Annotated in this window: 24 protein-coding genes and 2 tRNA genes; 17 read left to right on the forward strand and 9 right to left on the reverse strand. The window is 53.6% G+C overall.

Annotation, left to right across the window (positions count from 1 at the left end; genetic code table 11):
* Positions 1 to 199: 199 nt before the first annotated feature.
* The gene (locus FGI04_RS00270; RefSeq protein ID WP_342698532.1) at positions 200 to 1192 is read left to right on the forward strand and encodes an LLM class flavin-dependent oxidoreductase; all 993 of its coding nucleotides are present in this window, start codon (positions 200 to 202) and stop codon (positions 1190 to 1192) included.
* Here the strand turns inward: FGI04_RS00270 and FGI04_RS00275 are convergent.
* On the reverse strand, positions 1182 to 1859 hold the full coding sequence (locus tag FGI04_RS00275) for a hypothetical protein (protein WP_407337232.1): 678 nt from the start codon (positions 1857 to 1859) through the stop codon (positions 1182 to 1184). The two genes, FGI04_RS00270 and FGI04_RS00275, sit on opposite strands and share 11 nt — an antisense overlap.
* A gap of 569 nt (positions 1860 to 2428) precedes the next feature.
* Between FGI04_RS00275 and FGI04_RS00280 the strand changes: the two genes are divergently transcribed.
* From FGI04_RS00280 to FGI04_RS00290, 3 genes are all read left to right on the forward strand, one after another.
* Positions 2429 to 2504 (forward strand) — tRNA-Gly (locus FGI04_RS00280).
* A 138-nt stretch (positions 2505 to 2642) separates the two neighbouring features.
* Positions 2643 to 3569, forward strand: coding sequence for a D-2-hydroxyacid dehydrogenase (locus tag FGI04_RS00285; protein ID WP_407337233.1), 927 nt, complete (start codon positions 2643 to 2645; stop codon positions 3567 to 3569).
* 215 nt (positions 3570 to 3784) lie between these two features.
* Positions 3785 to 3860: transfer RNA gene (locus FGI04_RS00290), tRNA-Gly, on the forward strand.
* Positions 3861 to 4139: 279 nt separating this feature from the next.
* Here the strand turns inward: FGI04_RS00290 and queG are convergent.
* Positions 4140 to 5279, reverse strand: a complete 1140-nt coding sequence (gene queG, locus FGI04_RS00295) for a tRNA epoxyqueuosine(34) reductase QueG (protein WP_342698535.1) — start codon at positions 5277 to 5279, stop codon at positions 4140 to 4142.
* Between the two features lie 173 nt (positions 5280 to 5452).
* On the opposite strand from queG, the gene FGI04_RS00300 reads away from it, so the two are divergent.
* The 12 genes from FGI04_RS00300 to FGI04_RS00355 all read left to right on the forward strand — a co-directional run bounded on the left by FGI04_RS00300 (position 5453) and on the right by FGI04_RS00355 (position 18829).
* Complete coding sequence (locus tag FGI04_RS00300; protein ID WP_342698536.1) at positions 5453 to 6325, forward strand: hypothetical protein; 873 nt, start codon at positions 5453 to 5455, stop codon at positions 6323 to 6325.
* A 108-nt stretch (positions 6326 to 6433) separates the two neighbouring features.
* A complete protein-coding gene (nnr, locus tag FGI04_RS00305; RefSeq protein WP_407321864.1) occupies positions 6434 to 7975 on the forward strand; it encodes a bifunctional ADP-dependent NAD(P)H-hydrate dehydratase/NAD(P)H-hydrate epimerase in 1542 nt (513 codons plus the stop codon).
* On the forward strand, positions 7972 to 8454 hold the full coding sequence (tsaE, locus tag FGI04_RS00310) for a tRNA (adenosine(37)-N6)-threonylcarbamoyltransferase complex ATPase subunit type 1 TsaE (protein WP_342698538.1): 483 nt from the start codon (positions 7972 to 7974) through the stop codon (positions 8452 to 8454). The genes nnr and tsaE overlap by 4 nt, the downstream gene beginning before the upstream one ends.
* Positions 8451 to 10130, forward strand: coding sequence for an N-acetylmuramoyl-L-alanine amidase AmiB (gene amiB / locus FGI04_RS00315; protein WP_407321863.1), 1680 nt, complete (start codon positions 8451 to 8453; stop codon positions 10128 to 10130). Before tsaE ends, amiB begins: the two co-directional genes overlap by 4 nt.
* 23 nt (positions 10131 to 10153) lie before the next feature.
* Positions 10154 to 12091: a DNA mismatch repair endonuclease MutL gene (mutL, locus tag FGI04_RS00320; RefSeq protein WP_407337234.1), complete on the forward strand. Its 1938-nt coding sequence runs from the start codon at positions 10154 to 10156 to the stop codon at positions 12089 to 12091.
* Positions 12084 to 13025 (forward strand): tRNA (adenosine(37)-N6)-dimethylallyltransferase MiaA, encoded by a 942-nt coding sequence (miaA, locus tag FGI04_RS00325; protein WP_407337236.1) that lies wholly within the window; start codon positions 12084 to 12086, stop codon positions 13023 to 13025. The genes mutL and miaA overlap by 8 nt, the downstream gene beginning before the upstream one ends.
* 143 nt (positions 13026 to 13168) lie before the next feature.
* A complete protein-coding gene (hfq, locus tag FGI04_RS00330) occupies positions 13169 to 13468 on the forward strand; it encodes an RNA chaperone Hfq (protein WP_012886271.1) in 300 nt (99 codons plus the stop codon).
* 89 nt (positions 13469 to 13557) lie between these two features.
* The gene (gene hflX / locus FGI04_RS00335; RefSeq protein ID WP_038909082.1) at positions 13558 to 14859 is read left to right on the forward strand and encodes a ribosome rescue GTPase HflX; all 1302 of its coding nucleotides are present in this window, start codon (positions 13558 to 13560) and stop codon (positions 14857 to 14859) included.
* 51 nt (positions 14860 to 14910) lie between these two features.
* On the forward strand, positions 14911 to 16170 hold the full coding sequence (gene hflK / locus FGI04_RS00340) for an FtsH protease activity modulator HflK (RefSeq protein WP_407337237.1): 1260 nt from the start codon (positions 14911 to 14913) through the stop codon (positions 16168 to 16170).
* Between the two features lie 2 nt (positions 16171 to 16172).
* Positions 16173 to 17168, forward strand: coding sequence for a protease modulator HflC (gene hflC, locus FGI04_RS00345; protein WP_012886268.1), 996 nt, complete (start codon positions 16173 to 16175; stop codon positions 17166 to 17168).
* Between the two features lie 62 nt (positions 17169 to 17230).
* Entirely contained in the window at positions 17231 to 17431 is a 201-nt protein-coding gene (locus FGI04_RS00350) for a DUF2065 domain-containing protein (protein ID WP_012886267.1), read from the forward strand.
* A 99-nt stretch (positions 17432 to 17530) separates the two neighbouring features.
* The gene (locus tag FGI04_RS00355) at positions 17531 to 18829 is read left to right on the forward strand and encodes an adenylosuccinate synthase (RefSeq protein ID WP_342698542.1); all 1299 of its coding nucleotides are present in this window, start codon (positions 17531 to 17533) and stop codon (positions 18827 to 18829) included.
* A gap of 146 nt (positions 18830 to 18975) precedes the next feature.
* Here FGI04_RS00355 and mpl read toward each other — a convergent pair whose 3' ends face one another.
* A complete protein-coding gene (gene mpl / locus FGI04_RS00360) occupies positions 18976 to 20358 on the reverse strand; it encodes a UDP-N-acetylmuramate:L-alanyl-gamma-D-glutamyl-meso-diaminopimelate ligase (protein ID WP_038909079.1) in 1383 nt (460 codons plus the stop codon).
* 170 nt (positions 20359 to 20528) lie between these two features.
* On the opposite strand from mpl, the gene fbp reads away from it, so the two are divergent.
* Positions 20529 to 21533, forward strand: a complete 1005-nt coding sequence (gene fbp, locus FGI04_RS00365; RefSeq protein ID WP_342698543.1) for a class 1 fructose-bisphosphatase — start codon at positions 20529 to 20531, stop codon at positions 21531 to 21533.
* A gap of 387 nt (positions 21534 to 21920) precedes the next feature.
* On the opposite strand, the gene ruvX is transcribed toward fbp, so the two are convergent.
* The 6 genes from ruvX to FGI04_RS00395 all read right to left on the reverse strand — a co-directional run bounded on the left by ruvX (position 21921) and on the right by FGI04_RS00395 (position 26162).
* Complete coding sequence (ruvX, locus tag FGI04_RS00370) at positions 21921 to 22352, reverse strand: Holliday junction resolvase RuvX (protein ID WP_019843314.1); 432 nt, start codon at positions 22350 to 22352, stop codon at positions 21921 to 21923.
* On the reverse strand, positions 22352 to 22915 hold the full coding sequence (locus FGI04_RS00375; protein WP_407337238.1) for a YqgE/AlgH family protein: 564 nt from the start codon (positions 22913 to 22915) through the stop codon (positions 22352 to 22354). Before FGI04_RS00375 ends, ruvX begins: the two co-directional genes overlap by 1 nt.
* A gap of 106 nt (positions 22916 to 23021) precedes the next feature.
* Entirely contained in the window at positions 23022 to 23975 is a 954-nt protein-coding gene (gene gshB / locus FGI04_RS00380; RefSeq protein WP_342698544.1) for a glutathione synthase, read from the reverse strand.
* 12 nt (positions 23976 to 23987) lie between these two features.
* Positions 23988 to 24722, reverse strand: coding sequence for a 16S rRNA (uracil(1498)-N(3))-methyltransferase (gene rsmE / locus FGI04_RS00385; protein ID WP_342698545.1), 735 nt, complete (start codon positions 24720 to 24722; stop codon positions 23988 to 23990).
* A 128-nt stretch (positions 24723 to 24850) separates the two neighbouring features.
* Positions 24851 to 25549: a deoxyribonuclease I gene (endA, locus tag FGI04_RS00390; protein ID WP_342698546.1), complete on the reverse strand. Its 699-nt coding sequence runs from the start codon at positions 25547 to 25549 to the stop codon at positions 24851 to 24853.
* A 100-nt stretch (positions 25550 to 25649) separates the two neighbouring features.
* The gene (locus tag FGI04_RS00395; RefSeq protein ID WP_407321859.1) at positions 25650 to 26162 is read right to left on the reverse strand and encodes a SprT family zinc-dependent metalloprotease; all 513 of its coding nucleotides are present in this window, start codon (positions 26160 to 26162) and stop codon (positions 25650 to 25652) included.
* Between the last annotated feature and the right edge of the window lie 87 nt (positions 26163 to 26249).

Below are 26249 nucleotides of genomic sequence, written 5' to 3' on the forward strand. Positions count from 1 at the left end.
GAAGAGTTTCACGATGAAAAAGTAGTCATGTGGAAATAGTATCCCTGTAAAAATAGATAGTTCATTATGCTGATTATTGTGATTCTCATTTACTGATAGTGAGAATTTGTACTATTTAAACGCTGTTTTGTTATTTATGAATTTTTTCTGGCTATGAAAATATGCAAAAAATTCAGGCCAGATCAGAAAAAGGAAATACATGAGCTATCGTATTGGTTTATTAGATCAAAGTCCGATTGCACAAGGGATGACCGCTGCTGACGCATTGGCACAGACGACAGCGTTGGCCAGCCTCGCCGATACATTGGGGTACTCTCGCTTCTGGGTATCAGAACACCACAATTCTGATTCACTGGCAGGCTCATCGCCGGAAGTGCTGATTGCCTGGTTGCTGGCGCATACCCGCCACATCCGCATTGGTTCTGGCGGGGTGATGTTGCAGCATTACAGCCCTTATAAAGTGGCAGAGAATTTCCATGTGCTGTCATCGCTGGCACCAGACCGCGTCGACCTGGGCGTTGGTAAGGCACCAGGTGGATTCCCGCTTGCCACTCGTGCGCTGCAACAGGAGATTGACCCAGCCCGGCAGGTGACATTTGACGATAAACTGCGGCAACTGCATACATTACTGGAGCCGACGTCGGCACAATCGAATTCCGGGTTGTTCGCCACGCCGCTGCCACCGGCGTCACCATCACGTTTTTTGCTGGGAGCCAGTCCGGCAAGTGCGCGTCTGGCGGCCTCGTTGGGCTGGAATTTTGTCTTTGCCGGGTTCATTCAGCCCAGTGAAAGCCTGCTGACGGAGGCGTTCCTCACCTGGCGCGAGTACCAGCCCGAACATGCACAGGCACTGTTATCGCTGTCGGTTATCGTAGCGGAAAGTCATGATGAGGCGAAAATGCTGGCGGGCGAGCGATATAACTACAAGGTCTATATTGACGACCGTGCACCGCTCAATGTGCTGACTCAGGAGCAGGCTGACCTGCTGGTGCAACAGGCTGGCAGTACACAGTTCCGTATCGAAAAACAGGCGCAGAACATTTTGTATGGTACCTCGCAGGAGGTCCATCGCCAGTTGCAGCATTACCATCAGCGTTTAGGCGTCAACGAGTTCATTATCCATACGCCAGTTAACGACCCAGTTGCACGTTTGACGTCGATACGTGCGCTGGCTGCCGGGATCAAGGGATAGGGTTCTCTGTGGGGGAGAGGATTTCGCGTCTGGCAGCGCCCAGCCTGATGGCAAGCAACATTTCCAACAGGCTGGGGTAATCAAACAAGGCTGAAAAATCCAACGGGTGTGCTCTGTCGCCACTGGGCAGAATATGGCATTGCAATTGCCGTTCGTAGTGATGTGGATATTGGGCTTTTTCAATCGCGGGCAATGAACGGTAATTTTTCAGTACAGCGGTGAAAAACTGTATTTGCCAGTGTGGATGGCAATAGTTGAGGCAAGCCTGCGTGACAATATGCTGACGCCAGGCTTGATCTTGCATGTAGGCTTCGCTCCAGGCCGCCCGGCGTTCATTCAAAGTAAACTCGCCGCTGTCATCGTAGACAATCAACGATAATTGATGGTAAGTCAGCCCGCTGAATGGGTTTGTTTCTGTGCCGTTGACAAAGGCACTAGCCTGACGGGCACGAGCCAGACGTTCACGAATATCGCCTGCTGGTAACGTTGATCGGTCGCGCTGAGCGCGTTCATCGTCTTCGATGCCAGTGAGCTGATCGAGCAGTGCGCGGGCTTTTTGATGTAATTGCTGTCGGCTCATGGCGGCTTCCCGGATACGGGAACGCTCGGCAGCGTCATGTAATTGCCGTTCGAGCAAAGAAGATAAAAATATATTAATATCTGGCATAAGCGTTCTCTCCAGAAATGAGCCAGCAACCTACTTTTTAAAACGGCTTTTTAAAAGCCTGCGTAAAAAGAATGAAAATGAAATAGTGGTTGTGGTGTTGTCGAGTAATATACCCGCCAGATATCAGGCTCCCATTGCACGGTACAAACACATTGCACCTGGCTTTGCAGACTGAATATTTGGGTATAACGCTATTTGAAACTGGCATTATTATTTTTAGTGTGATGTACCAGCCGTGGACGTTTTTATTCCGTGTCGACTTAATTTGCCAGAATGAGAGAGCACACTCAATCAGATTTTATATCTAAAGCCACCAATTTATTTCATTAACGTAATATATGCTCGTTGTTCATCGTTCCCTGTTAGTTTGAGCGCCCGTATGATGGCATGAGATGTGCGGTTGGCGATATTATAAGCAAACAAAGCAGGGGCGTGAAAAAAGGCTTGCCAGCGTGTGATAACCGGTCCATAATCAGCGCCATTCCAAACGCCTTAAAGTGTTAAAGCCTTTATAATCAGTAGATTACAAAGAATTAGGTGCTTCAAGGCGCTTTGAATAATCCTCCTAAGCGGGAATAGCTCAGTTGGTAGAGCACGACCTTGCCAAGGTCGGGGTCGCGAGTTCGAGTCTCGTTTCCCGCTCCAAAATTTCTTTTCTGTCTCAATCAATACACTGTTTTCTCGATATTCCATTCCTGACTCATCGACCCATAAGTCACTGCTATTTGGCGCGATGGTGATTTCCTATATCATCGACGTCATGATTGTGCACTGGTGACAACGATGACATCCATTTTGCTGTTGGATTCCCGCGCAGATGAGCTGCGAGACGTTCTGTATGGTAAAGCGCCTGAACTGACGTTGGTTATCGGTTCCGGCGAGCCTGCTCAGGCCGCGGCGTGCGATATTTGGGTCGGCGAGCCGGATAAAGCCGCCCGCCTGTTGTCGCGGGGCGTGAAACCCCGCTGGCTGCAATCAACCTGGGCGGGTTACCAGCCGTTGCTGGCCGCCGGGTTACCGCGTGATTATCGGTTAAGTCGAGCGGTCGGCGTGTTTGGTCAGCCGATCGCCGAATATGTCATCGCGTATCTGCTACAGCATGAGCTGCATTTGTCGCAACGCTATCAGAGCCAGCGCGACGGTGAATGGAAGAAGATTTTGCCGGGGTCACTATTCGGACGTCGGGTGCTGATTGTCGGCGCGGGGGATATCGGTCGGGAAGTGGCGACTTTTCTGCAGCCTTTTGGTGTGGTGTTGTATGGTATTGCGCATTCACCACGCGAGATGCCGATGTTTGAACGTGTGGATGCGCTGTCCTCGCTTGAACAGGCGGTGACCTCAGCCGATTACGTCATCAACATCCTACCAGATACGCCTGCGACGACAGATATCTACCATTCCGGGGTGTTTGCCGCGATGAAGCCTTCCGCATTATTCATCAATGTGGGGCGTGGCACCGCCGTAGTGGATGCGGATTTGTGTTCGGCGCTACGTCAACAACGCATCGCTGGAGCCGTGCTGGATGTATTCAGGCAGGAACCATTGCCACAGACGCACCCGTTTTGGCAGACGCCGAATCTCACGCTAACCACGCATGTTGCTGGCCCGCTGGTACCTGCCCGGTTGGGGCAGTTGTTTTTAGATAATCTGCAGCGCTTTCGGCAGGGGGCGTCGATGGCGGGCGAAGTGGATTTCTCGCAGCCTTACTGACGATAATCTGTTGGTTTCAAAGGGGATTAATAAAATTATTTCTTCCCCTCTTGTCAGACGCGGCGGATTGGTTCATAATGCTGCCCTCTTTGCGATACAGCTTTTAAAACGCAATTAAATCAATAAGTTAATTGTAGTGTCATAAAAGCGGTGCAAAATATGTCTACGCCAGTTTGCGTTTGTCGAAAAAACGTCAATACTTAAGCGTCGTGTGTGCGGGAATAGCTCAGTTGGTAGAGCACGACCTTGCCAAGGTCGGGGTCGCGAGTTCGAGTCTCGTTTCCCGCTCCAGTTTTCGTTCCTCAGTTTCTTCTTGTTTATATCGTTTTCTGCATACATTCATACTTTTCTGAACAGACTTATCCACAGTCTGAAAATGGGCCGTGCGTGTCCCAAACAAAGCATCATAAAAAAGAAGTTATTTCAATTCGTTGAAATAAAAAGAAAAATTTATGATAAAAAACGCTATCCAGATCACTTGTACTTTTTGTGATGCTTGATTGACAACGTTTTTTTAAAATTATCCACAGACGAAAGGTTCAGTATCATCAACCATTGCAATGAGAAATATCACGCATCGCGTGGCAATCCTTTCTCTATCGCACGAACGAGCCGCCTCTTTTGTGGCATCTGAACGTCAAGGGCGTGTTGCTCACGCCGAATCAGCTGTTGGTTGATGGCCCAGTGAATGTGTTCGTCCAGCAAGGCGCTTTCTCCCAGTCGGTTTTGCAGCGCCAGAACAATGCTATCTTCATAAGGCGCGTTGCCGAGTGCGACCGCGATATTGCGTAGCCAACGTTCATGGCCGATGCGTCGAATGGCTGAGCCTTCAGTCACTCGCAGGAAGCGGGCCTCATCCCAGCCAAACAATTCCAGTAACTCCGGTGCGTGCAACGCGGCTCGTGGGCTGAAATCGGGTTCATCGGTAAGTTGCGAGAAGCGGTTCCAGGGGCAAATCAACTGACAATCGTCACAGCCATAGATCCGATTTCCCATTAAAGGTCGCAGAGGCTCAGGAATAGCGCCTTCCAGTTCAATCGTCAGGTAGGAAATGCAGCGCCGGGCATCAACGGTATAAGGCTCGACAATGGCACCAGTCGGGCATGTCGTCATGCACGCGACGCATTTGCCGCATTGTTCTTCAACCGGCTGATCTACCGGTAAAGGCAGGTCAATCAGCAACTCCCCCAGAAAGAACCACGAGCCCGCGTCCCGGTTCAATATCAGTGAGTGCTTGCCAACCCAACCAAGCCCGGCTTTAGCAGCCAGCGGTCGTTCCATGATCGGTGCTGAATCGACAAACGGACGAAACTGTAATTCGCCGCAATGCGCCTGAATCTGATCGCCCAGCTTTTTTAACCGTTGGCGCAATAACTTATGATAATCACGCCCCAGCGCGTAACGGCTGACATAACCAAGGTGCGGATTTTTCAATGTGCTGGCAAACGCTGCTTTGGCCGGCAGGTAATTCATACGCACGCTGATGACACGTAACGTACCGGGTAGTAGCTCATGTGGACGGGCTCGCATCATGCCATGACGCGCCATCCATTCCATTTCACCGTGATACTGCTTATCGAGCCACGCCTGAAGCCGGGGTTCTTCATAAGACAAATCGGTATCGCAAATCCCTACATGCTGGAAACCCAACTCCTGCCCCCAGAGTTTAATGCGCTGTGCGAGTTCGTTAAGGTCGTAGGGGTATGTCATGCGTAACCATTGGGGAAAAAACCGGGAACCTATTTTATCACATTCTCCTCACGTCGTTGGTGGTGAGCAGAGACTCTCGTGTAATAAATGGAAATATTTATTAATACTTTTGCATGATGTGTCGATAACCTGAGCAAACTAGCAATTATTCTTATGACTCTGGGAGGAACGACATGGAGACACTAACGCTTTCGGCTTATCGGCTGGTGAATCAGAATTTGAATGTGCGTATTAATCCTGCTCAACCACAGGAAGCGACTTTGCAGTATGCGGCGTCCACGGAAAACGCGTCTGTTGAATACGTTTATATCAGCGACGAGGGACGGCAACTGGCACAGGGCGATGTTGTAGACTCACCCGCGCGGTACTATTTTTCTTCTCAGATTGAGAATGGATTGTCCGCGGCGCTGGCTGATCAGCCGGAGCAGGTTTCGCAGGCGATATATCGTTTGATTGACGACAAGATAGTGAATGCGGCTGAATCGAACGACGAGCAACGTCAACTGGCGCTGGAACTGGGTTTATCGCAGGCCAGCTACTTTGCCGAGCAGTATTTAAGCGACGATAAGAAGGCCACATTTATGGAAAGTATCAATCTGCTGGCCTCTGTGGTGAAAACACGCCAGGTGGGTAACGATGGTTCTGTTTCTTACCTTACCCTGCCGGAGCGGGTTCCCGGTACGAATGAATACAAGGTGGATGTTTCCGCGCTCATGAAGGAAAAAGATCCTGACCGTTATCAGGCTTATATGAGTGCACTGGAAAGTGGGGGGGACTGGTCCACGCCTTACCTCGATTTCGTCAAGCAATTCCCCCAGCACCCTGACTGGATCAGTGAATATCAGACCAACGCTGAGCGCGTGTTCCAGTCGATTGCCGGCGAGCCGGTAACGACGCGTTTTGCTCAGGCAGATGTGTCTTCGTCAGCCGCCTGGATAAATGATGTCCGTGAAACGTTACGGATGAGTAGCGACGAACACACCGTGCAGACGCATATTCAGGCATTAAAACAGTTTGTCGATGTGCTGGAAGGGGCGTCGCGCTGAATTAAATTAAGCCCGGCTGTTATCGTTTTCGGTCTCCCTGCATATGGCGCTTCCCGGCAGACCTTGCTAAGTTGAGGCCCACAATTCTGCTACCGACGGAGGGATGACATGCATCAGAACCAACGCGTGTATCAGCCCGGCGGATCATTACCCGACCTGCCTCATACTGTTTTTTTACCTGACTGGGTGCGCCGCGAGGAGTCACATGCGGCGCAGTCAGTCGGCGTTTCATTGTATACGCTCATGCAACGTGCCGGGGCGGCGGCTTTTCACATTGCCCGGCAACATTATCCTGCCGCCCGGCACTGGTTGATTCTGTGCGGGCATGGCAACAATGGTGGCGATGGGTATGTGGTGGCCACGCTGGCACGCGCTGCAGGCATAACGGTAACGGTAGTGGCGGTAAGCGGTGATCGGCCTCTACCGTCGGAGGCGCATCTGGCGCGCCAGGCGTGGCATGATGCCGGTGGCAGTGAACAGCATAGCGAAGCACCGTGGCCTGATGATGTGGATTTGATTGTCGATGGTCTGTTGGGAACCGGTCTGGTGTCAGCTCCCCGTGCACCCTATGACGGCTTGATTGTTCAGGCTAATCGCCATCCGGCACCGATTATTGCGCTGGATATTCCTTCCGGGTTGAACGCACATACCGGCGCTTATTCTGGCGCGGTGATTCATGCTGCGCATACGGTAACCTTTATTGCGCTGAAACCCGGCTTACTAACCGGTCAGGCGAGGGATGTCGTCGGGCAACTTCATCACCATGATTTGGGGTTAGGCGATTGGCTGGCTGAACAGACAGCGCCAATGAGGCGTTTGACGGCAGACTCGCTCACGCAATGGCTAAAGCCGAGGCGTCCGGGCGCGCACAAAGGGGAAAATGGCCGCTTATTGATCATCGGCGGCGATGAGGGTACCGGTGGTGCGGTTTTTATGGCCGGAGAAGCCGCGCTACGCAGTGGTGCGGGATTGGTGCGAGTACTTACTCATAAAAACTATCTGGCTGCTTTGCTGGTGGCCCGCCCGGAATTGATGGTACAGGAACTGACGACAGATTCGGTCAAGGCAGGCATTGAGTGGGCAGATGTGGTGGTTGTCGGGCCAGGGTTAGGGCAGCGTGAGTGGGGAAAAAACGCACTGCGAATCGTGGAAAATTGTAACAAATCCATGTTATGGGATGCTGATGCACTCAACCTGCTGGCAATCAGTCCGCATAAACGTCAGAATCGCGTTTTGACGCCTCACCCCGGCGAGGCGGCCCGTCTGTTGAACTGCCGGATTGCCGATATCGAAAGTGACCGCTTACTTGCCGCACAACGTTTGGTGAAACGTTATGGCGGCGTGGTGGTGCTGAAAGGTGCTGGTACGGTGCTGGCCAGTGAGCAGGGCGATGTTGCTATCGCTGATGTCGGGAATCCCGGCATGGCGACCGGTGGCATGGGCGATGTGCTGGCGGGGATGATTGGGGCGATGCTGGCGCAAGGGCTGTCGTTGTACGATGCCATTTGCGCGGGCTGTGTGGCCCACGGCGCGGCAGCAGATTGGCTGGCGCAGCGTCAGGGCACACGCGGGATGTTGGCAACCGATTTGATGGCGGTATTGCCGCAGTATGTAAATCCTGAGCGGATATCCTTAGAAAACACAGAATGAAGACGCTTTTGTTACCTTTGCCGGATGAGGCAGCCACGATTGCGCTGGGGGCGGCGTTAGCCAAAGCCTGCGAGCGCGCTACCATTATTTATCTACTGGGTGACCTGGGGGCAGGGAAAACCACACTGAGTCGTGGGTTCCTGCAGGCGTTGGGTCATCAGGGCAATGTGAAAAGCCCGACCTATACGCTGGTGGAGCCTTATGCGCTGTTGCCGCGCCCGGTATATCACTTCGACCTTTATCGACTGGCCGACCCGGAAGAACTGGAGTTCATGGGTATCCGTGATTATTTGTCGCAGGACGCACTCTGTCTGATTGAGTGGCCACAGCAAGGCGCGGGTATTCTGCCGCAGGCGGATGTTGAGTTGCTGCTGGATTATCAGGGTGAAGGGCGTCAGGCAGAGATCAACGCGGGAACCCCCGAGGGTGAACGGATTGTGGCGATACTGGCTGCGCAGTCGGAGCAGGAAACGCCATGACGGTGCGGTTGATGAAGGCTCTATCAGGGCTATTGCTGATGTTATCCTGGCCGCTGTGGGCAAGCAGCCTGACTGATATTCGGGTAAATAATGCCGCCAGCGAGGCAGTCGTGACCCTGAGTTTCAGTGGTCAGCCGGTATACGAGTATTTCTCGCTGGATAACCCGAACCGGGTGGTTATCGATATTAGTCAGTCAGGGGTGATGAAAGGGTTGCCACTGACATTTAACGGCCAAAATCTGATAGCGCGTATTCGTTCCAGTAACGCCAAAGACCCGAAAAGTCTGCGTTTGGTGCTGGACCTGACCCAGAAGGTACAGGTTAAGGCGGCAAAGGAGGGCAATGGTGCCGTCTTTACGCTGACTGGCGAACGTAAAACGGTGACCCGCAAGACGGTAACGCCGTCGGTGCAACCATCAACGCCGGTTGTTGGACGCAACCCGCTGATGTCCCAGGCGCCGTCGGTTGCCGCCACCCCGACTCGCGTATCGGGAAGGGTAGGAAATGGCGAGAAAATTATTGTTGCGATTGACGCAGGCCACGGTGGTCAGGACCCAGGGGCGACCGGACCGGGCGGATTACATGAAAAAAACGTCACTATCTCAATAGCCCGTAAGTTACGCGCCATTATGAGCGCTGACCCGGAGTTCAAACCGGTGTTGACCCGCGATGGCGACTACTTTATCTCGGTCATGGGGCGCTCTGACGTGGCGCGCAAGCAAGGGGCTAACCTGCTGGTTTCGATTCACGCTGATGCCGCGCCCAACCGTGGCGCGACCGGCGCATCCGTTTGGGTGTTGTCTAACCGGCGCGCCAACAGTGAAATGGCGAACTGGCTGGAACAGCATGAAAAGCAGTCTGAGTTATTAGGCGGTGCGGGCGATTTGCTGGCTAACAGCGCTGCAGACCCTTACCTGAGCCAGGCGGTGCTGGATTTGCAGTTCGGGCATTCTCAGCGGGTGGGTTACGATGTGGCGGTAAAAGTACTGCATGAATTGCAGCGGGTCGGTCACTTGCATAAGCGTCGACCGGAGCACGCCAGTCTGGGTGTCCTGCGTTCACCGGATATTCCATCATTACTGGTGGAAACTGGGTTTATTTCTAATCCGAGCGAGGAACGGCTGCTAGGCAGCAACGAGTATCAGGAAAAAATCGCTAACGCTATCTATCTTGGGTTGCGTAGCTATTTCCAGACTCATCCGTTACAAAACGTCCCAAAGCAGGAAAACCGTCCGCTCGTCCCGCAGACGGTGAAAAAAACACAAGCCGCTGAGCCTGTTCAGACAGCGACCGGGGCAACGGTACGCCATACGGTGGCGACAGGAGAAACCTTATCGGGGATCGCCGCACATTATGGCGTTAGTATGGACGCTATTCGGGACATTAACCGCCTGAAAAAAGACGTAGTCTGGGTAGGGCAACGGCTGAAGATACCGTCCAGCGCCTCATCGGCGACCAGAACCGCGTCTGCGGCGACGAGCAAGCCTGTTGTGGCTTCATCAGCGCCACGTGTGAAGAAAACCGCAACTGTGATAAAGCACAAGGTGGTGCGGGGCGATACGCTGAGTGATATCGCGGCACATTATGGCGTCAGTATGAAAGCTATTCAGCAGACGAACAACATGTCTTCCGGAACGGTGCAGTTGGGGCAAACGCTGATCATCCCCTCTGCCTGATTCAGGGGAAACGAGGAGAATCCATGTCGATTCAGGTACTGCCCCCCCAGTTGGCGAACCAGATCGCCGCTGGCGAGGTAGTGGAGCGACCCGCTTCTGTCGTCAAAGAACTGGTGGAAAACAGTCTGGATGCCGGTGCGACGCGAATCGATATCGAAATCGAACGCGGCGGTGCGAAGCTGATTCGTATTCGGGATAACGGCTGCGGTATCAGTAAGGCGGATCTGGCGCTGGCGTTAGCGCGTCATGCCACCAGTAAGATCGCTACACTTGATGATTTAGAGGCGATTGTCAGCTTGGGATTTCGCGGTGAAGCACTGGCCAGTATCAGTTCGGTTTCACGCCTGACGTTGACTTCCCGCACCGACGCGCAGACAGAAGCGTGGCAAGCCTATGCCGAAGGGCGCGAGATGGCGGTGACCGTCAAGCCAGCGGCGCACCCGGTGGGGACAACGCTGGAAGTGCTGGACCTGTTCTACAATACCCCGGCCAGACGTAAGTTTCTGCGTACCGAAAAGACAGAGTTCATGCACATCGATGAGGTGGTGCGGCGCATTGCGCTGGCGCGCTTCGATGTGGCAATAACGTTGCACCATAATGGTAAGTTGATTCGGCAATATCGCGCCGTATCGGAGTCGGCACAGCGTGAACGGCGGCTGGGTAGTATTTGTGGCGCGGCATTTTTACAGCATGCGTTAGCGGTTTCCTGGCAGCATGGCGATCTGAATATTCATGGCTGGGTGGCTGATCCGGCTGGCTCACGTCAGTTACCTGAAATGCAGTACTGCTACGTCAATCAGCGCATGATGCGCGATCGTTTGATTAATCATGCGATTCGTCAGGCGTATCAGGATCAGTTACGTGATGAACAGCAGCCGGCTTACGTCCTGTATCTGGAGGTTGACCCCCATCAGGTGGATGTGAATGTGCATCCGGCGAAGCATGAAGTACGCTTTCATCAGGCCCGGCTGGTGCATGACTTTATCTATCAGGCGGTGATGACAGTATTGCAGCAGGCAGCGTCACCGGGCCTGCACGGGGTGGGTGATACGCAGACGGCGTCAACGGTGTGGCAGCCGGAAAACCGTACTGCCGCCGGGGAAAACCATTTTGCCCGACCGGCAGCGCCGACACTGACGTCGGAGCCGCGCTCCTCTGCCTTTACCGCTCGTGAATCCGGTGAGGTGGGGCGTCAAGCGCGTGAGTCGCAGCCAGCCAGAATCCAGACGGCGGGTTACGACAAGAAACAGGGCGAGCTGTACCAGCGCTTGTTGCATAACGAATCGTCACGCCCGCAGACGGTTGCTCGTGAGGCACCGCCAGCGCGGGAGCCAGTGGCGATGCCGCGTGAAGTGGCGGAGAAAACGGCAGTGGCCGATGACCTGCCGCTGGCGAGCCACTCGCTGGGGTTAGGACGTGTGTTGACTGTCTATCCTCCAGCTTATGCATTGGTGGAGTACCGTCAGGGGCTGGCGCTCTTGTCGCTCGTCGTCGCGGAGCGTTATCTGCGTCAGGCGCAATTGACACCGCCGGATAATGGCGAGGGATTGCGCCCTCAGCCATTATTAATTCCACAGCGACTGACGCTAAATGCATCCGAACTGGCGGTTGTCCAGCAGCAACAGTCGTTGCTGGCCCTGATGGGCATAGAGGTTGAAGTATCGCCGCCGCGCGCTACGCTGCGGGCGGTACCTTTACCATTGAGACAACAAAATTTACAAAACTTGATTTCTGACCTGCTAGGCTATCTCGCTGATTCTCATGACGTGACGCCTGATGCAGTAGCGGCGTGGATGGCAGGGCAGCTCAGCAGCGAGCGTGAAAGCTGGACGTTGCCACAGGCCGTACAGTTGCTGTCCGATGTCGAGCGTCTGTGCCCTGTGCAAGTGAAAACGCCGCCGTCAGAATTGTTATATGTGATGGATATTGAATCTGCCATCAAGGCGTTGAAGCATGAATGAGTTTGATACGGCGCAATACCCGCCAGCCATTTTTATTATGGGGCCGACGGCTTCCGGGAAAACCGCGCTGGCGATGGCACTGCGCGAGCACCTTCCCGTTGAGTTGATTAGCGTGGATTCGGCGCTGATTTATCGTGGTATGGATATCGGCACAGCAAAGCCCAGCCAGGAAGAGCTGGCGCTGGCCCCACACCGTTTGCTGGATATTCTGGATCCGGCGCAGGCCTATTCAGCCGCCGATTTTCGACGTGATGCGTTGCAGGCGATGGCGGAGGTAACCGCCGCCGGGCGTATTCCGTTGCTGGTAGGCGGCACCATGCTGTATTTCAAAGCGCTGCTGGAAGGATTGTCGCCGTTACCATCGGCAGATGCCAGCATACGGCAAGAGATTGAAGAACGTGCGCGTACCGAGGGGTGGGAAGCGTTACATCGTCAGCTCAGTGCCATCGATCCGGTGGCGGCGGCTCGGATTCATCCAAATGATCCGCAGAGACTGTCTCGGGCACTGGAAGTTTTTTTCGTTTCAGGTAACACTTTAACTGAGTTGACAAAGACATCCGGTGAAGCGTTGCCCTATCGTGTTCATCAGTTTGCGATTGCTCCGGCGACACGTGAGTTGTTGCATGAACGGATAGCGTTACGTTTTCGGCAGATGTTGGAATCAGGTTTTGAAACAGAGGCCCGGGCATTGTTTGCCCGACCAGACTTGAATCCTGCGTTGCCGTCAATTCGTTGTGTCGGATACCGCCAGATGTGGTCATATTTGTCGGGCGAGATCGATTACGATGAGATGGTGTATCGTGGCATCTGCGCTACCCGGCAACTGGCAAAACGCCAGATGACCTGGTTGCGTGGCTGGGAAGGGGTGCGCTGGCTTGACAGCGAGCAGCCCGCAGAAGCGTTACGCACGGTGATTCAGGTTGTTAGTGCATAGGTTAGACGATTGTGTACATTAGACGATTGTGTACAATTGCCTGTGTCTACAATTGACTGATTCTCGGCACAAATTTTTATAACGTTATTTTAGGGCCGCAGGGTTCTTTGTTACAAACAACAAGCAAATAAGGAAAATATAGAATGGCTAAGGGGCAATCTTTGCAAGATCCGTTCTTGAACGCTTTGCGTCGTGAACGTGTTCCGGTTTCGATTTATTTGGTTAACGGCATCAAACTGCAAGGCCAGATTGAGTCTTTCGATCAGTTTGTGATTCTGCTGAAAAACACGGTTAGTCAGATGGTGTACAAACATGCCATTTCAACGGTAGTTCCTTCTCGCCCGGTATCGCATCACAGTAATAATCCAGGCTCAAATAACTACCATGCCAACAATCAGGCGGCGCAGCAGCAGCCGCAACAGGAAAGTGATGACGCTGAATAACGCGTCCTTACCAGTTTACCACGGCGGGAAAAGTGCTGATTTCAGCGGCTTTCACTGCCGTGGTCGCTTTTTTCTGAGAGGGTGTCCGGTTGTTTGACCGTTATGAAGCCGGTGAACAGGCCATACTAGTTCATATTTATTTTTCGCAAGAGAAAGATACTGAGGACCTGCTGGAGTTCGAGTCTCTGGTGTCTTCAGCCGGAATAGACGCGTTGCAGGTGATTACCGGCAGCCGTAAAGCGCCGCACTCCAAATATTTTGTCGGCGAAGGCAAGGCGGAGGAAATCGCGCAGGCGGTTAAAGCGACCGGTGCCTTTGTCGTGTTGTTTAATCATGCATTGACGCCAGCGCAAGAGCGTAATCTGGAGCGGCTGTGCGAGTGCCGGGTGATTGATCGCACCGGGTTGATTCTGGATATCTTTGCCCAACGCGCCCGTACCCATGAAGGGAAATTACAGGTTGAGCTGGCGCAATTACGCCATCTGGCAACGCGTCTGGTTCGTGGCTGGACGCACCTTGAGCGCCAGAAAGGCGGCATCGGTCTGCGTGGGCCGGGTGAAACCCAGTTAGAAACCGACCGTCGTTTGTTACGCAACCGCATCAGTCAGATTTTGTCTCGTCTTGAGCGGGTGGAAAAACAGCGCGAGCAGGGGCGGCGGGCACGTACGCGTGCTGAAGTGCCGACCGTTTCGTTGGTGGGATACACCAACGCAGGTAAATCAACCCTGTTCAATCGTATGACTGCTGCGGATGTCTATGCCGCAGACCAGTTGTTTGCCACACTGGATCCGACATTGCGCCGTATTGAGGTCGATGATGTCGGTGATACTGTGCTGGCAGATACGGTCGGGTTTATCCGTGATTTGCCGCACGACCTGGTGGCGGCATTCAAGGCGACATTGCAGGAAACCCGGGAAGCCACCTTATTACTGCACGTGGTTGATGCCTCTGATGCCCGTGTCGATGAAAATATCGATGCCGTCAACGAGGTGTTAGCCGAGATAGAAGCGGATGATATTCCTTTTTTGCTAGTCATGAACAAAATTGACCGGCTGGAGAATATTGCACCGCGTATCGACCGCGATGAGGAAAACCGCCCAGTCAGGGTATGGCTTTCTGCTCAAACCGGGGAAGGAATCCCATTATTATTTCAGGCGTTGACCGAACGACTGTCCGGGGAGATTGCACATTATTCGTTGCATCTTCCGGCGGAGGCTGGTCGCCTGAGAAGTCGTTTTTATCAGCTTCAGGCAATAGAAAAAGAGTGGATTGAGGAAGACGGCAGCGTAGGGTTGGTGGTCAGAATGCCCATTATCGACTGGCGGCGCCTGTGTAAACAGGAGCAGAAATTGCAAGATTATATTGTCTCATCGACACAGACAGTCTCGTAACTCTGGGACATTGACCCCAAAAAATACCTATCATAATGAATGGAGCTAAACATGGCGTGGAATCAGCCCGGTAACAACGGACAGGACCGCGACCCGTGGGGGAGCAGCAATAACAATAGCGGCAACTCTGGCGGAAACAATAAAGGTGGACGGGATCAGGGGCCGCCTGACCTCGATGATATATTCCGTAAGTTGAGCAAAAAACTCGGCGATCTGGGCGGTAAATCATCAGGTTCCGGCTCTGGTTCTCAGGGCGGCAGCACAAACAGCGGCCGTATTCTGGGCCTGGTCGTGGCGGCCGTGGTGGTGGTATGGGGTGTCAGCGGTTTCTATACCATCAAAGAAGCCGAGCGCGGTGTGGTCACCCGCTTTGGTAAATTCAGCCATCTGGTGGGGCCGGGTCTTAACTGGAAACCGACCTTTGTTGATGCAGTCCGTGCCGTCAACGTGGAGTCTGTCCGCGAATTGGCGACATCCGGCGTTATGCTGACATCCGACGAAAATGTGGTGCGGGTGGAAATGAACGTCCAGTACCGCGTCACTGAGCCGGAAAAATACCTGTTTAGCGTCACCAATGCTGACGACAGCTTGCGTCAGGCCACCGATAGCGCACTGCGTGGCGTTATTGGCAAGTACACGATGGATAAAATCCTGACTGAAGGGCGTACCATTGTGCGTACGGATACCCAGCGAGTGCTGGAAGAGACCGTGCGTCCGTATGATATGGGCATTACCTTGCTGGATGTGAACTTCCAGACTGCCCGTCCGCCTGAAGAAGTCAAAGCCGCATTTGACGATGCGATTGCCGCCCGTGAAAACGAGCAGCAGTACATCCGTGAAGCGGAAGCCTACGCTAATGAAGTCCAGCCGCGTGCCAATGGTCAGGCACAGCGTATTCTGGAAGAATCCCGCGCCTATAAAGACCGTACCGTACTGGAAGCACAAGGTGAGGTCTCTCGTTTCTCACGCCTGTTGCCGGAATATAAGGCCGCCCCAGAAATTACCCGTGAGCGTCTCTATATTGAAACCATGGAACGTGTGCTGAGCCACACCAACAAGGTGCTGGTGAGTGACAAGAGCAACAACCTGATGGTGTTGCCGCTCGATCAATTGATGCGAGGTCAAGGGAGTTTCCCGGCAACCGCACCTGCTAACGGCAATGCAGCGAATCCCGCGCCGTTGCGCCTGCCGTCGACATCTGGCGGTAGCGGTGCCAGCTATGCGCCGCGTTCTTCCAACAACGGTAATATTATGGATCAGCGCCGCGCTAACGCGCAGCGTGACGAGATCATTCGCGTAGGGAGAGAATAATTATGCGTAAGTCAGTCCTCTTTATTCTTGCCCTGTTACTGGTGGTAGTCTATGCCTCGCTGTTTGTGGTGCAGGAAGGCCAGCGCGGCATCGTCATGCGCTTTGGTAAAGTATTGCGCGATAGTGAAAATAAGCCGCAAGTGTATCTGCCCGGTCTGCATGTGAAGATCCCCTTCCTGGAGTCGGTAAAAATGCTGGATGCCCGCATCCAGACGATGGAAAACCAGGCAGATCGTTTCATTACCAAAGAACAGAAAGACCTGATCGTCGACTCGTATATCAAATGGCGTATCAGCGATTTCAGTCGTTACTATCTGGCTACCGGCGGTGGCGATGTTTCTCAGGCAGAAGTGTTGCTCAAGCGCAAATTCAGTGACCGTCTGCGTTCTGAAATCGGTCGTCTGGATGTTAAAGGTATCGTCACCGATTCCCGCGGTCAGCTGATGTCTGATGTGCGCGAAGCGTTGAATAATGGTACGGGTGAAACCACCGAAGCGGATAACGCGATTGCTTCTGCTGCTGCGCGTGTCGCTCGCGAAACCACTGGCGACATGCCGCGTGTTAACCCGAATAGTATGGCAGCACTCGGGATTGAAGTGATTGATGTGCGTATCAAGCAGATCAACCTGCCGACCGAAGTCTCGGATGCTATCTACCAGCGTATGCGTGCTGAGCGTGAAGCGGTTGCCCGTCGTCATCGTTCTCAAGGCCAGGAGCAGGCAGAGAAGATCAAGGCGGCAGCTGATTATGAAGTGACCCGTACTCTGGCAGAAGCGGAACGCCAGGGGCGCATCATGCGTGGTGAGGGCGACGCCGAGGCGGCAAAACTGTTTGCGGCTGCATTCAGTCAGGACCCGGAATTCTATGGCTTTATTCGTAGTCTGCGAGCTTATGAGCATAGCTTCAACAGTTCCAATCAGGATGTGCTGGTGTTGAGCCCTGACAGCGATTTCTTCCGCTATATGAAATCGCCTGAAAAGAGCCTCCCAGCGCGTTAAGGTTGTCTGTCGCTACGTTATCAAGCCCGTGTTTACGGGCTTTTTTCTGTCTGGAGTTTTTTATGAATGTGAGCATCTGGCTGGCGCTGGGGTTAGTGCTGATTATGGAAGGGTTAGGGCCTTTGCTGTTTCCCCGTATCTGGCGTCGGATGATCCTGACGATGGCGCAGCTACCCGATAATATTTTGCGCCGGTTTGGCGGTGGTATTGTGGTTGCTGGGTGTGTGATCTACTACATGTTGCGTAGTCGAACTGGCGGCTGAAATTTCCACTAAAAATGTGCGCAATCGTGTGCTAAAACTACTGAAAGCCGAAAGATGAGATGCTAGAATCCTTTTTTAACCAATCTGGTGATTCTTGAGATGGGTAAGAACGTTGTCGTACTGGGCACCCAATGGGGTGACGAAGGTAAAGGCAAGGTCGTAGACCTGCTGACTGAACGGGCCAAATATGTTGTGCGCTACCAGGGTGGTCACAATGCTGGTCACACGCTGGTTATCAACGGTGAAAAAACCGTTCTCCATTTAATTCCCTCCGGTATTCTGCGTGAGAATGTCGTCAGCATCATCGGTAACGGTGTTGTGTTGGCACCGGATGCGCTTCTGAAGGAAATGACCGCACTCGAAGCACGTGGCGTGCCTGTGCGTGAACGTCTGTTGCTTTCCGAAGCCTGCCCGCTGATTCTGCCGTACCATGTTGCGCTGGATAATGCCCGCGAAAAAGCGCGTGGCGCGAAAGCTATCGGTACGACTGGCCGTGGTATCGGTCCGGCGTATGAAGATAAGGTCGCACGTCGTGGTTTGCGCGTCGGCGATCTGTTCGATCGGGAAAGTTTTGCCATCAAACTGAAAGAAATTATGGAATACCATAACTTCCAGTTGGTGCATTACTACAAAGCCGATCCGGTGGATTTCCAGAAAACGCTGGATGATGTGTTGGCAGTCGCTGACATTCTGACTGGCATGGTCGTAGACGTATCCGATTTGTTGTTCAAAGCGCATCAGCGTGGCGATTTCGTCATGTTCGAAGGGGCGCAGGGGACGTTGCTGGATATCGACCACGGTACCTATCCGTATGTGACTTCCTCTAATACCACCGCAGGTGGTGTAGCGACCGGTTCTGGTCTGGGGCCGCGTTACGTGGATTATGTCTTGGGTATCGTTAAAGCCTACTCCACACGTGTTGGCGCAGGTCCGTTCCCGACGGAGCTGTTCGATGATGTTGGCGAACACCTGTCGCAGAAAGGTAATGAGTTCGGTGCAACTACCGGTCGTCGCCGTCGTACTGGCTGGCTGGATGCGGTGGCTGTACGCCGTGCGGTGCAGATTAACTCCCTGTCTGGTTTCTGCCTGACCAAACTGGATGTGCTGGATGGTCTGAGTGAAGTGAAAATCTGCGTCGGTTACCGTATGCCTGATGGCAGCAACGTGGATGTCACTCCGTTGGCTGCAGACGGCTGGGAAGGTATCGAGCCGATTTATGAATCATTACCGGGTTGGTCTGAAAGCACCTTTGGCGTGAAAGAGCGCAGCAAATTGCCGCAGGCAGCGCTGAACTACATTAAGCGCATCGAAGAAGTAACGGGTGTACCGGTGGATATCATTTCCACGGGCCCAGACCGCGAAGAAACCATGATTCTGCGCGATCCTTTCGACGCATAATTTCAGTGGTTGCTGCATGAAAAAGGACGGGCTTAGCCCGTCCTTTTTGCTTTTTGCCTTTTAATATCTGCCTTTACCTTTCCACTCTTGTCTGCTCGCCGACAAGCGGGTTGTCGGCGACAGGTATCGTATCGTGGTAGTCTCAGTCAATCTTCGTTGTGCGTCGCCTGAGCTTTGGTATTCAGGGCATCCAGTAGTTTGTTGTGAATATTGCCGAAACCACCGTTGCTCATCACCAGAATATGATCGCCCGGCTGAGCGACTTTGCAGACCATCTCCACCAACGTATCGATATCGGCACTCCAGTAGGCGGGCTGAACACAGGCATCAGCCACTTCAGAGACCTGCCAGGGGATATGCTGGGGCTGGAACAGGAATACACCATCAGCACGCCCCAGAGAAGGAGCTAACTCGTTTTTGCAATGGCCCATCTTCATGGTGTTAGAGCGGGGTTCCAGCACGGCGAGAATGCGTGCGGTCCCACCCACTTTGCTGCGCAACGCGGCCAGTGTTGCCAGAATGGCTGTCGGATGGTGAGCAAAATCGTCATACACGGACACGCCGTGCGCGGTACCGCGCAGTTCCAGACGACGGCGGGCATTAATGAAACCGCCCAGCGCCCGGCAGGCTTCCGCTGGTGTGACACCGACATGGCGCGCTGCCGCGATAGCCATCAGGCCGTTATGCATGTTGTGTTCACCCACCAGATTCCAGGTGACTTCCCCAACCAGTTGATCGTCGAGGTATACCTGAAACACGCTGGCGTCGGTGGTAACTTTTTTCGCCTTCCAGATCCCTTCTTCACCCACCAGTTCCTGTTCGCTCCAGCATCCCATGCTCATCACCTGCTTCAGGTGCAGGTCGTGCGATGGAACGATGATACGACCTTTACCCGGCACCAGACGTACCAGATGGTGGAACTGCTTCTGAATGGCTTTGAGGTCGTCAAAGATATCAGCGTGGTCAAATTCCAGATTATTCAGAATGAGTGTCCGCGGGCTGTAGTGAACGAACTTGGAACGCTTGTCGAAGAAGGCGCAGTCGTATTCGTCGGCTTCCACCACGAAGAATGGGCTGTCGCCCAGACGGGCGGAAACGGTGAAGTTGCCCGGTACGCCGCCGATGACGAACCCCGGCTGATAGCCACAATCCTCCAGAATCCAGGTCACCATACCGGCAGTGGTGGTTTTGCCGTGGGTCCCGGCAACAGCGATGACCCAGCGCTCGCGCAGAACATGGTCATGAAGCCATTGCGGGCCGGACATATACGGGATATTTTGTTCCAGTACCGCCTCAACGCAGGGGTTGCCACGGGTCATGGCATTGCCAATGATGACCAGATCCGGTGCCGGATCCAACTGTGCGGGGTCGTAACCCTGGATAAGGGTAATCCCTTGCTCTTCCAGTAAGGTACTCATTGGCGGGTAGACGTTAGCATCCGAACCGGTTACCTGATGTCCTTGTGATCGGGCCAGCAACGCCAGTCCTCCCATGAAGGTGCCACAGATTCCTAAAATATGAATACGCATACATTTTCCATCTATATTCAGAGAGTCTGCCGTCCATTCTAACGCCTGGAATACGTCATAAGAAATGGATTTGCTAGGTACTCGCTTTCTCTTTGGGCTACACTGCAGACGCAAACGCTGGCGGTACAAAAATAAAACCGCTTTTCATTCGTAGATTCTGGAATAGTGTTATGAAAACGTTAGGCGAATTTATCGTCGAAAAACAGCACGATTTCTCTCACGCCACTGGTGAGCTGACGGCTCTGCTTTCTGCCATCAAACTGGGTGCGAAGATTATTCACCGTGACATTAACAAAGCCGGTCTGGTGGATATTCTGGGCACCAGCGGCGTGTCCAACGTTCAGGGCGAAGTGCAGATGAAACTCGATCTGTACGCCAATGAAAAGCTGAAAGCGGCGCTAAAAGCCCGTGGCGAGGTGGCAGGGATTGCTTCCGAAGAAGAAGACGAAATCGTTATCTTCGACGGTGAGCGTGCTGAAAATGCCAAATACGTGGTATTGATGGACCCGCTGGACGGTTCTTCCAATATTGACGTGAATGTCTCTGTCGGTACCATTTTTTCGATTTATCGCCGTATCACTCCGCTGGGAATGCCGGTGCGCGAGGAGGATTTCCTCCAGCCTGGTCACAAGCAGGTTGCCGCGGGTTATATCGTTTACGGGTCTTCTACCATGCTGGTGTACACCACCGGGCATGGCGTGCATGCCTTCACGTATGACCCATCGCTGGGGGTGTTCTGCCTGTCTCACGAACGCGTGCGTTTCCCGGAGAAAGGCAATATGTATTCCATCAACGAAGGGAACTACATCAAATTCCCGCTGGGCGTGAAGAAGTACATCAAGTACTGTCAGGAACAGGATGAAGCGACACAGCGCCCGTATACCACCCGTTATATCGGTTCACTGGTGGCGGATTTCCACCGTAACTTGTTGAAGGGCGGCATTTACCTCTATCCAAGTACTGCCAGCTATCCGGAAGGGAAACTGCGCTTGCTGTACGAATGTAATCCGATGGCGTTTTTGGCCGAGCAGGCGGGTGGTAAAGCCAGTGATGGTAAAAACCGCATTCTGGATCTTGTCCCGCAGAAATTGCATCAGCGTGCGCCGTTCTTTGTCGGCAACACCTCAATGGTGGAAGACCTGGAAGGGTTCCTGCGCGACTACCCGGACGAGTAATCCCCGTCAGTTGTTGTGCCCGACATATTTCACTCAGGCTCGCTTTGGCGGGCCTGAATTGTTTATACCCTTCATACTTCAAGTTGCAGGTGTGTTGGCTGCGTTACTCGGCCCATCAATGGGCCTCACCCTTCGGGCCGCTGCAAGCAGCGTTCAAATCGGCGTATGCCGATTTGTCGTTCACCCGAATCACTTACCTGAGTAAGCTCATCGGGATTTACTCTCTTGCCGCGTTACAAGGCTCTAACGAGCCTTGCCCTAAAGGGCCAACGCATCGCGTTGTTCAACACGCGAGCGTGTTGTCCTGCAACTCGAATTATTTTGGGGATATATAGTAAGTAGGAAAAGTCTTGATAGGTGAGGACGACATGGCCTGCCGGGGCCGGTTTACTGCGGTTGGGTAAATTGCTGTTCGAACCAACTTTCCAGAATAATCACCGCAGAGGCCGCGTCGACGCTGCCTTTATCCAGAGCCCGGAATCCACCACGTTCGAACAGATCTGCGCGTGCTTCCACGGTACTGAGCCGCTCATCATGCAACTCAACGGTGACGCCGAAACGGCCATGCAGGCGCTGGGCAAATTTACGAGCCCGTGCGGTCAGCGGTTGTTCGGTACCATCCATATTCAGCGGAAGGCCGACGATGACTAACGCGGGCTGCCACTCGTTGAGCAGTTTCTCTACTTTCTGCCAGTCGGGTATGCCATCCTGCGCTTTCAGCGACGTCAACGGGCGGGCCGTCCCCGTGATTTCCTGACCGATAGCAACGCCAATACTGCGGGTGCCAAAGTCGAAGGCCAGTAATGTTCGGTTTCCCATCAGGCGTGCCCCGCTTCGGCCGCTATATTATGAATGTCCACACCCAGTTTTTTGGCCGCCGCGCGCCAGCGCTCAGCAATCGGTGTATGGAATAACAGATGGTGGTCCGCCGGCACGGTCAGCCAGGCGTTTTCCAACAGCTCGCTCTCTAATTGCCCCCCTTCCCAGGCGGAATAACCCAACGCAACCAATGTATTGCGCGGTTGCTCTGGCGTCCCCAACGTTTCCAGCACATCTTTTGACGTGGTGATCATGGTTTCGTCGGAAATACTGATGCTGGAGGCAAAACCCTCACAAGGGGTATGCAGGATAAAGCCGCGATCGTCCGCCAGTGGGCCACCGGAAAACACCGGCTTGTTGAGACGGATGGTCGTATCCCGACGATCAGGCGTAATCTTCAGCTTTTTGAGGATATTCTCGACGGTGAACTGTTCCATTGGTTTGTTGATGATAAGACCCATGGCGCCGTCTTCATTGTGTTCGCAGATATAAATCACCGTCCGCCTGAACACCGAGTCCTGCAGAGAGGGCATCGCAATCAGAAAATGGTGCTGTAAATTCATCGTCTTTATTATCGCTTCTCTGTCGGAGTGAATGTTTCCGGTTCGCCGCCGGGCAGCGAACCGGGTAGGGCTCTACATCACCGACCGGGATACGGTCCGTGTATCGTTAACGCTGAGTCAGCCTGCGGTCAATCGCGTCCATCAGCATGCCGGTAATAGAAACATCCGGATAGGCGGCTTCGATTTCACGCACACAGGTTGGGCTGGTGACGTTAATTTCGGTCAGGCGATCGCCAATGATATCCAGCCCGACGAAGATCAAGCCTTTCTGTTTCAGTACCGGTGCGACGGTACGGGCTATCTGCCAGTCGCTTTCGCTGAGCGGGCGGGCTTCGCCCCGACCACCGGCTGCCAGATTCCCACGGGTTTCACCGCTTTTCGGAATGCGTGCCAGGCAGTAAGGCACCGGTTCGCCATCGACCACCAGTACGCGTTTATCGCCGTCTTTAATGGCAGGCAGGTAGTTTTGCGCCATGCAGTAACGACTACCGTGTTCGGTCAGCGTTTCGATAATGACTGATACGTTAGCATCCTCTGGCTTCAGACGGAAAATTGACGCGCCGCCCATGCCATCGAGTGGTTTTAAGATGACGTCGCTGTGGTGCTGATGGAACGCACGCAGCCGATCGGCATTGCGAGTGACCAGCGTATCTGGCGTTAACTGCGGGAACCAGGCAGTGAACAGTTTCTCGTTACAATCGCGCAGGCTTTGCGGTTTGTTAACGATGAGCGTCCCTTTCTCTTCCGCTCGCTCCAGAATATAGGTAGCGTAGATGAATTCGGTGTCGAACGGCGGGTCTTTGCGCATCAACACTACATCTAATTCATGCAAGGCGATGTCCTGCATGGCACCGAAGTCATACCAATGGTTGTAATCGTATTGAACGCTCAGCGTGCGGGTGGTTGCCCGGGCTTCACCTGCGTGCAGGTAGAGGTCGCCCATCTCCATATAGTGCAGTTCCCAGCCACGACGCTGGGCTTCCTGCAACATCGCAAAGCTGGTGTCTTTCTTGATATTGATGGACGAAATCGGGTCCATCACGATACCGAGTTTTCTCATTATTCTCTCCTTTTACCCCAAATCGCCGAATCGCACCTGAAGCGCGGTGATTGCGGTGAGCGCGGTGGTTTCTGTACGCAGAACGCGAGGCCCCAGCAGGATATCAGTAAATCCCTGGGTTGCTGTCATGGCGATTTCGTCTGCTGATAATCCGCCTTCCGGGCCAATCAACAACCGGATGCGCGATACCGGCAACGGCAATGTATTGATGTGTTGCGATGCCCGCGGATGCAGGTTCAGTTTTAACCCATTGTCCGATTCCGCGCACCAGCTTTCCAACGTCTGGACTGGGCGAATATCCGGCACCCGGTTTCTGCCACACTGTTCGCAGGCTGCAATGGCGATTTTTTGCCACTGCGCGATTTTCTTCTCCAGCCGTTCACCATCCAGCTTGACGCCGCAACGTTCGGATAGCAGCGGAGTGATGATATTAACACCCAGTTCGATGGATTTTTGGATAGTGAATTCCATTTTTTCGCCACGCGACATCACCTGGCCCAGATGCAGGTGCAAGGGCGATTCCCGGTCTTCCGTTTGAGCGGCGGCATAACGGACCCGCACGTTTTTTTTCCCGGCCTGCACAATCTCGGCCTCGAAAACCTGATTACTGCCGTCAAACAGTTGCAGCGCCTGCCCGGCGCTCATGCGAAGGACTCGGCCCACATGGTTGGCGGCGTCTTCGCTCAGATCGGTTTCTCCCCCTTGTGGGGCAAGCGTATCGGGATGAAAAATGCGCGGTATTCGCATGAATAATCTGGCCTTAGGTGGTAGTTAATCGAAGGGGCAAAGCCTGACAGAGCCCGGCCACCGTTATAGCAACGGTGGCGACGGCGGCGCGTATTATAAGAGACAAGCCGTTATAGTAGGGAGCGGCATCAGGGCTGGCAAGCCTCTTGCACATAGGGGTTAGGGTTGCCTTGTATTGCTGCGATGCGTTTTTCACGGGTACATTCCCACGCGGTGACCGGGTATTGTTTGCTCCAGACATCAAACAGTTGGGTCTGCTGGCGGGACAGGTTCAGATGGTAGCGATCGCGCATATAGAAATAGGTGCGGGCGATAGCACCGCGTGCTCGTTCGGGCGGTTCCGCCAGTTGGTTTTTAAAATCAATCTTCATCTCGCACTGGCCATACTGACGCTCGCCACCATTCCACTGGCTGTACATGAAGTTGCCGCGATCGCCGTTCACTTCACCAATTGACGGTTGCAGGTTGTGCAGATCGGTTTCCATCTGACGGTAAATATCGTCTTTGGTGCAGTTCTTGCGGCCGCCGTCTTGCCAGCACTGGCGCTGATGACCAAATTGCCATGCAGGCACGACGTGTTCCCACTCAATACGATGGGCGCGGTTGGCGTCTTTGCGAACCTGATAGCCGCAGGAGGCCAGGTCCGGCGTCCCTTTTTTACCCTGCCAGTTGATGGTACAGCCGCAGTAGAAGGTACCGGGGGCATCCTGATGGATTTTCACGGCGGCGGCTTTGGCTTGCGTGAAATTATTGATGTTCTGACCGGCTACGGCTAGCGTTGTCAGGCCTGCGCCCAACACCACGAAAATGACAACATTGCGAAGCATATTCCAACGTCACCTGCAGGGTTAAAAACGGGCAGCGTACCTGAGGAAGACCGTACAGGCAAACCCAAAAAATACAGTGTTAAATGTCAGGTATTTTTGTTTAAACAGGTTTTGTTGCAAGAGCACGTAACCGTTCGCCGCAAGAGCGACAACGGTATTCTGATTCGCCCTTTATCACCCGGTTATGCCGACGCACAGTGAGCTCATGGCGGCGGCAGGCGCATTCATAAGGGAAGGTTTTCCCCTGGACTGATGCTGTCGCAAACTGATGGGTACGACGGGCGGGGACGTTCAACACGCTTTCCATCATCCAGCGCCATTGCTGACCATGTGGCGCAGTTTTACCAAAACGGGCGTAGACCAGCAGGTGCGCCAGTTCGTGCGGCACGACTTCGTCAATGAACGACTGCTGGTTTTCCAGTAATAACACCGGGTTGAGGCGGATTTCCCACTCTTTGAGCCAGGCGCTGCCCGCCGTGGAACCGCGTTGCTGGTAGTTGATGACTGGTTCAGGATAATTGCTGCCTAATACGGTATTGGCCTGCTGAAGTTTTTCTCGCAGACAACGCATGACCGCTTGTTGCAGGGCGATAGGAAGACGTGGTGTGTTCATGCTGGCAGCTTACGGGCTGGGCGAGCCGGATGCAATCATGGCTGTAGACACCATCATGCCCACAGGTTTCGGCAATAAAAAACGGCG

Source organism: Dickeya ananatis, from assembly GCF_019464615.1.
GTDB classification, from domain to species: domain Bacteria; phylum Pseudomonadota; class Gammaproteobacteria; order Enterobacterales; family Enterobacteriaceae; genus Dickeya; species Dickeya oryzae.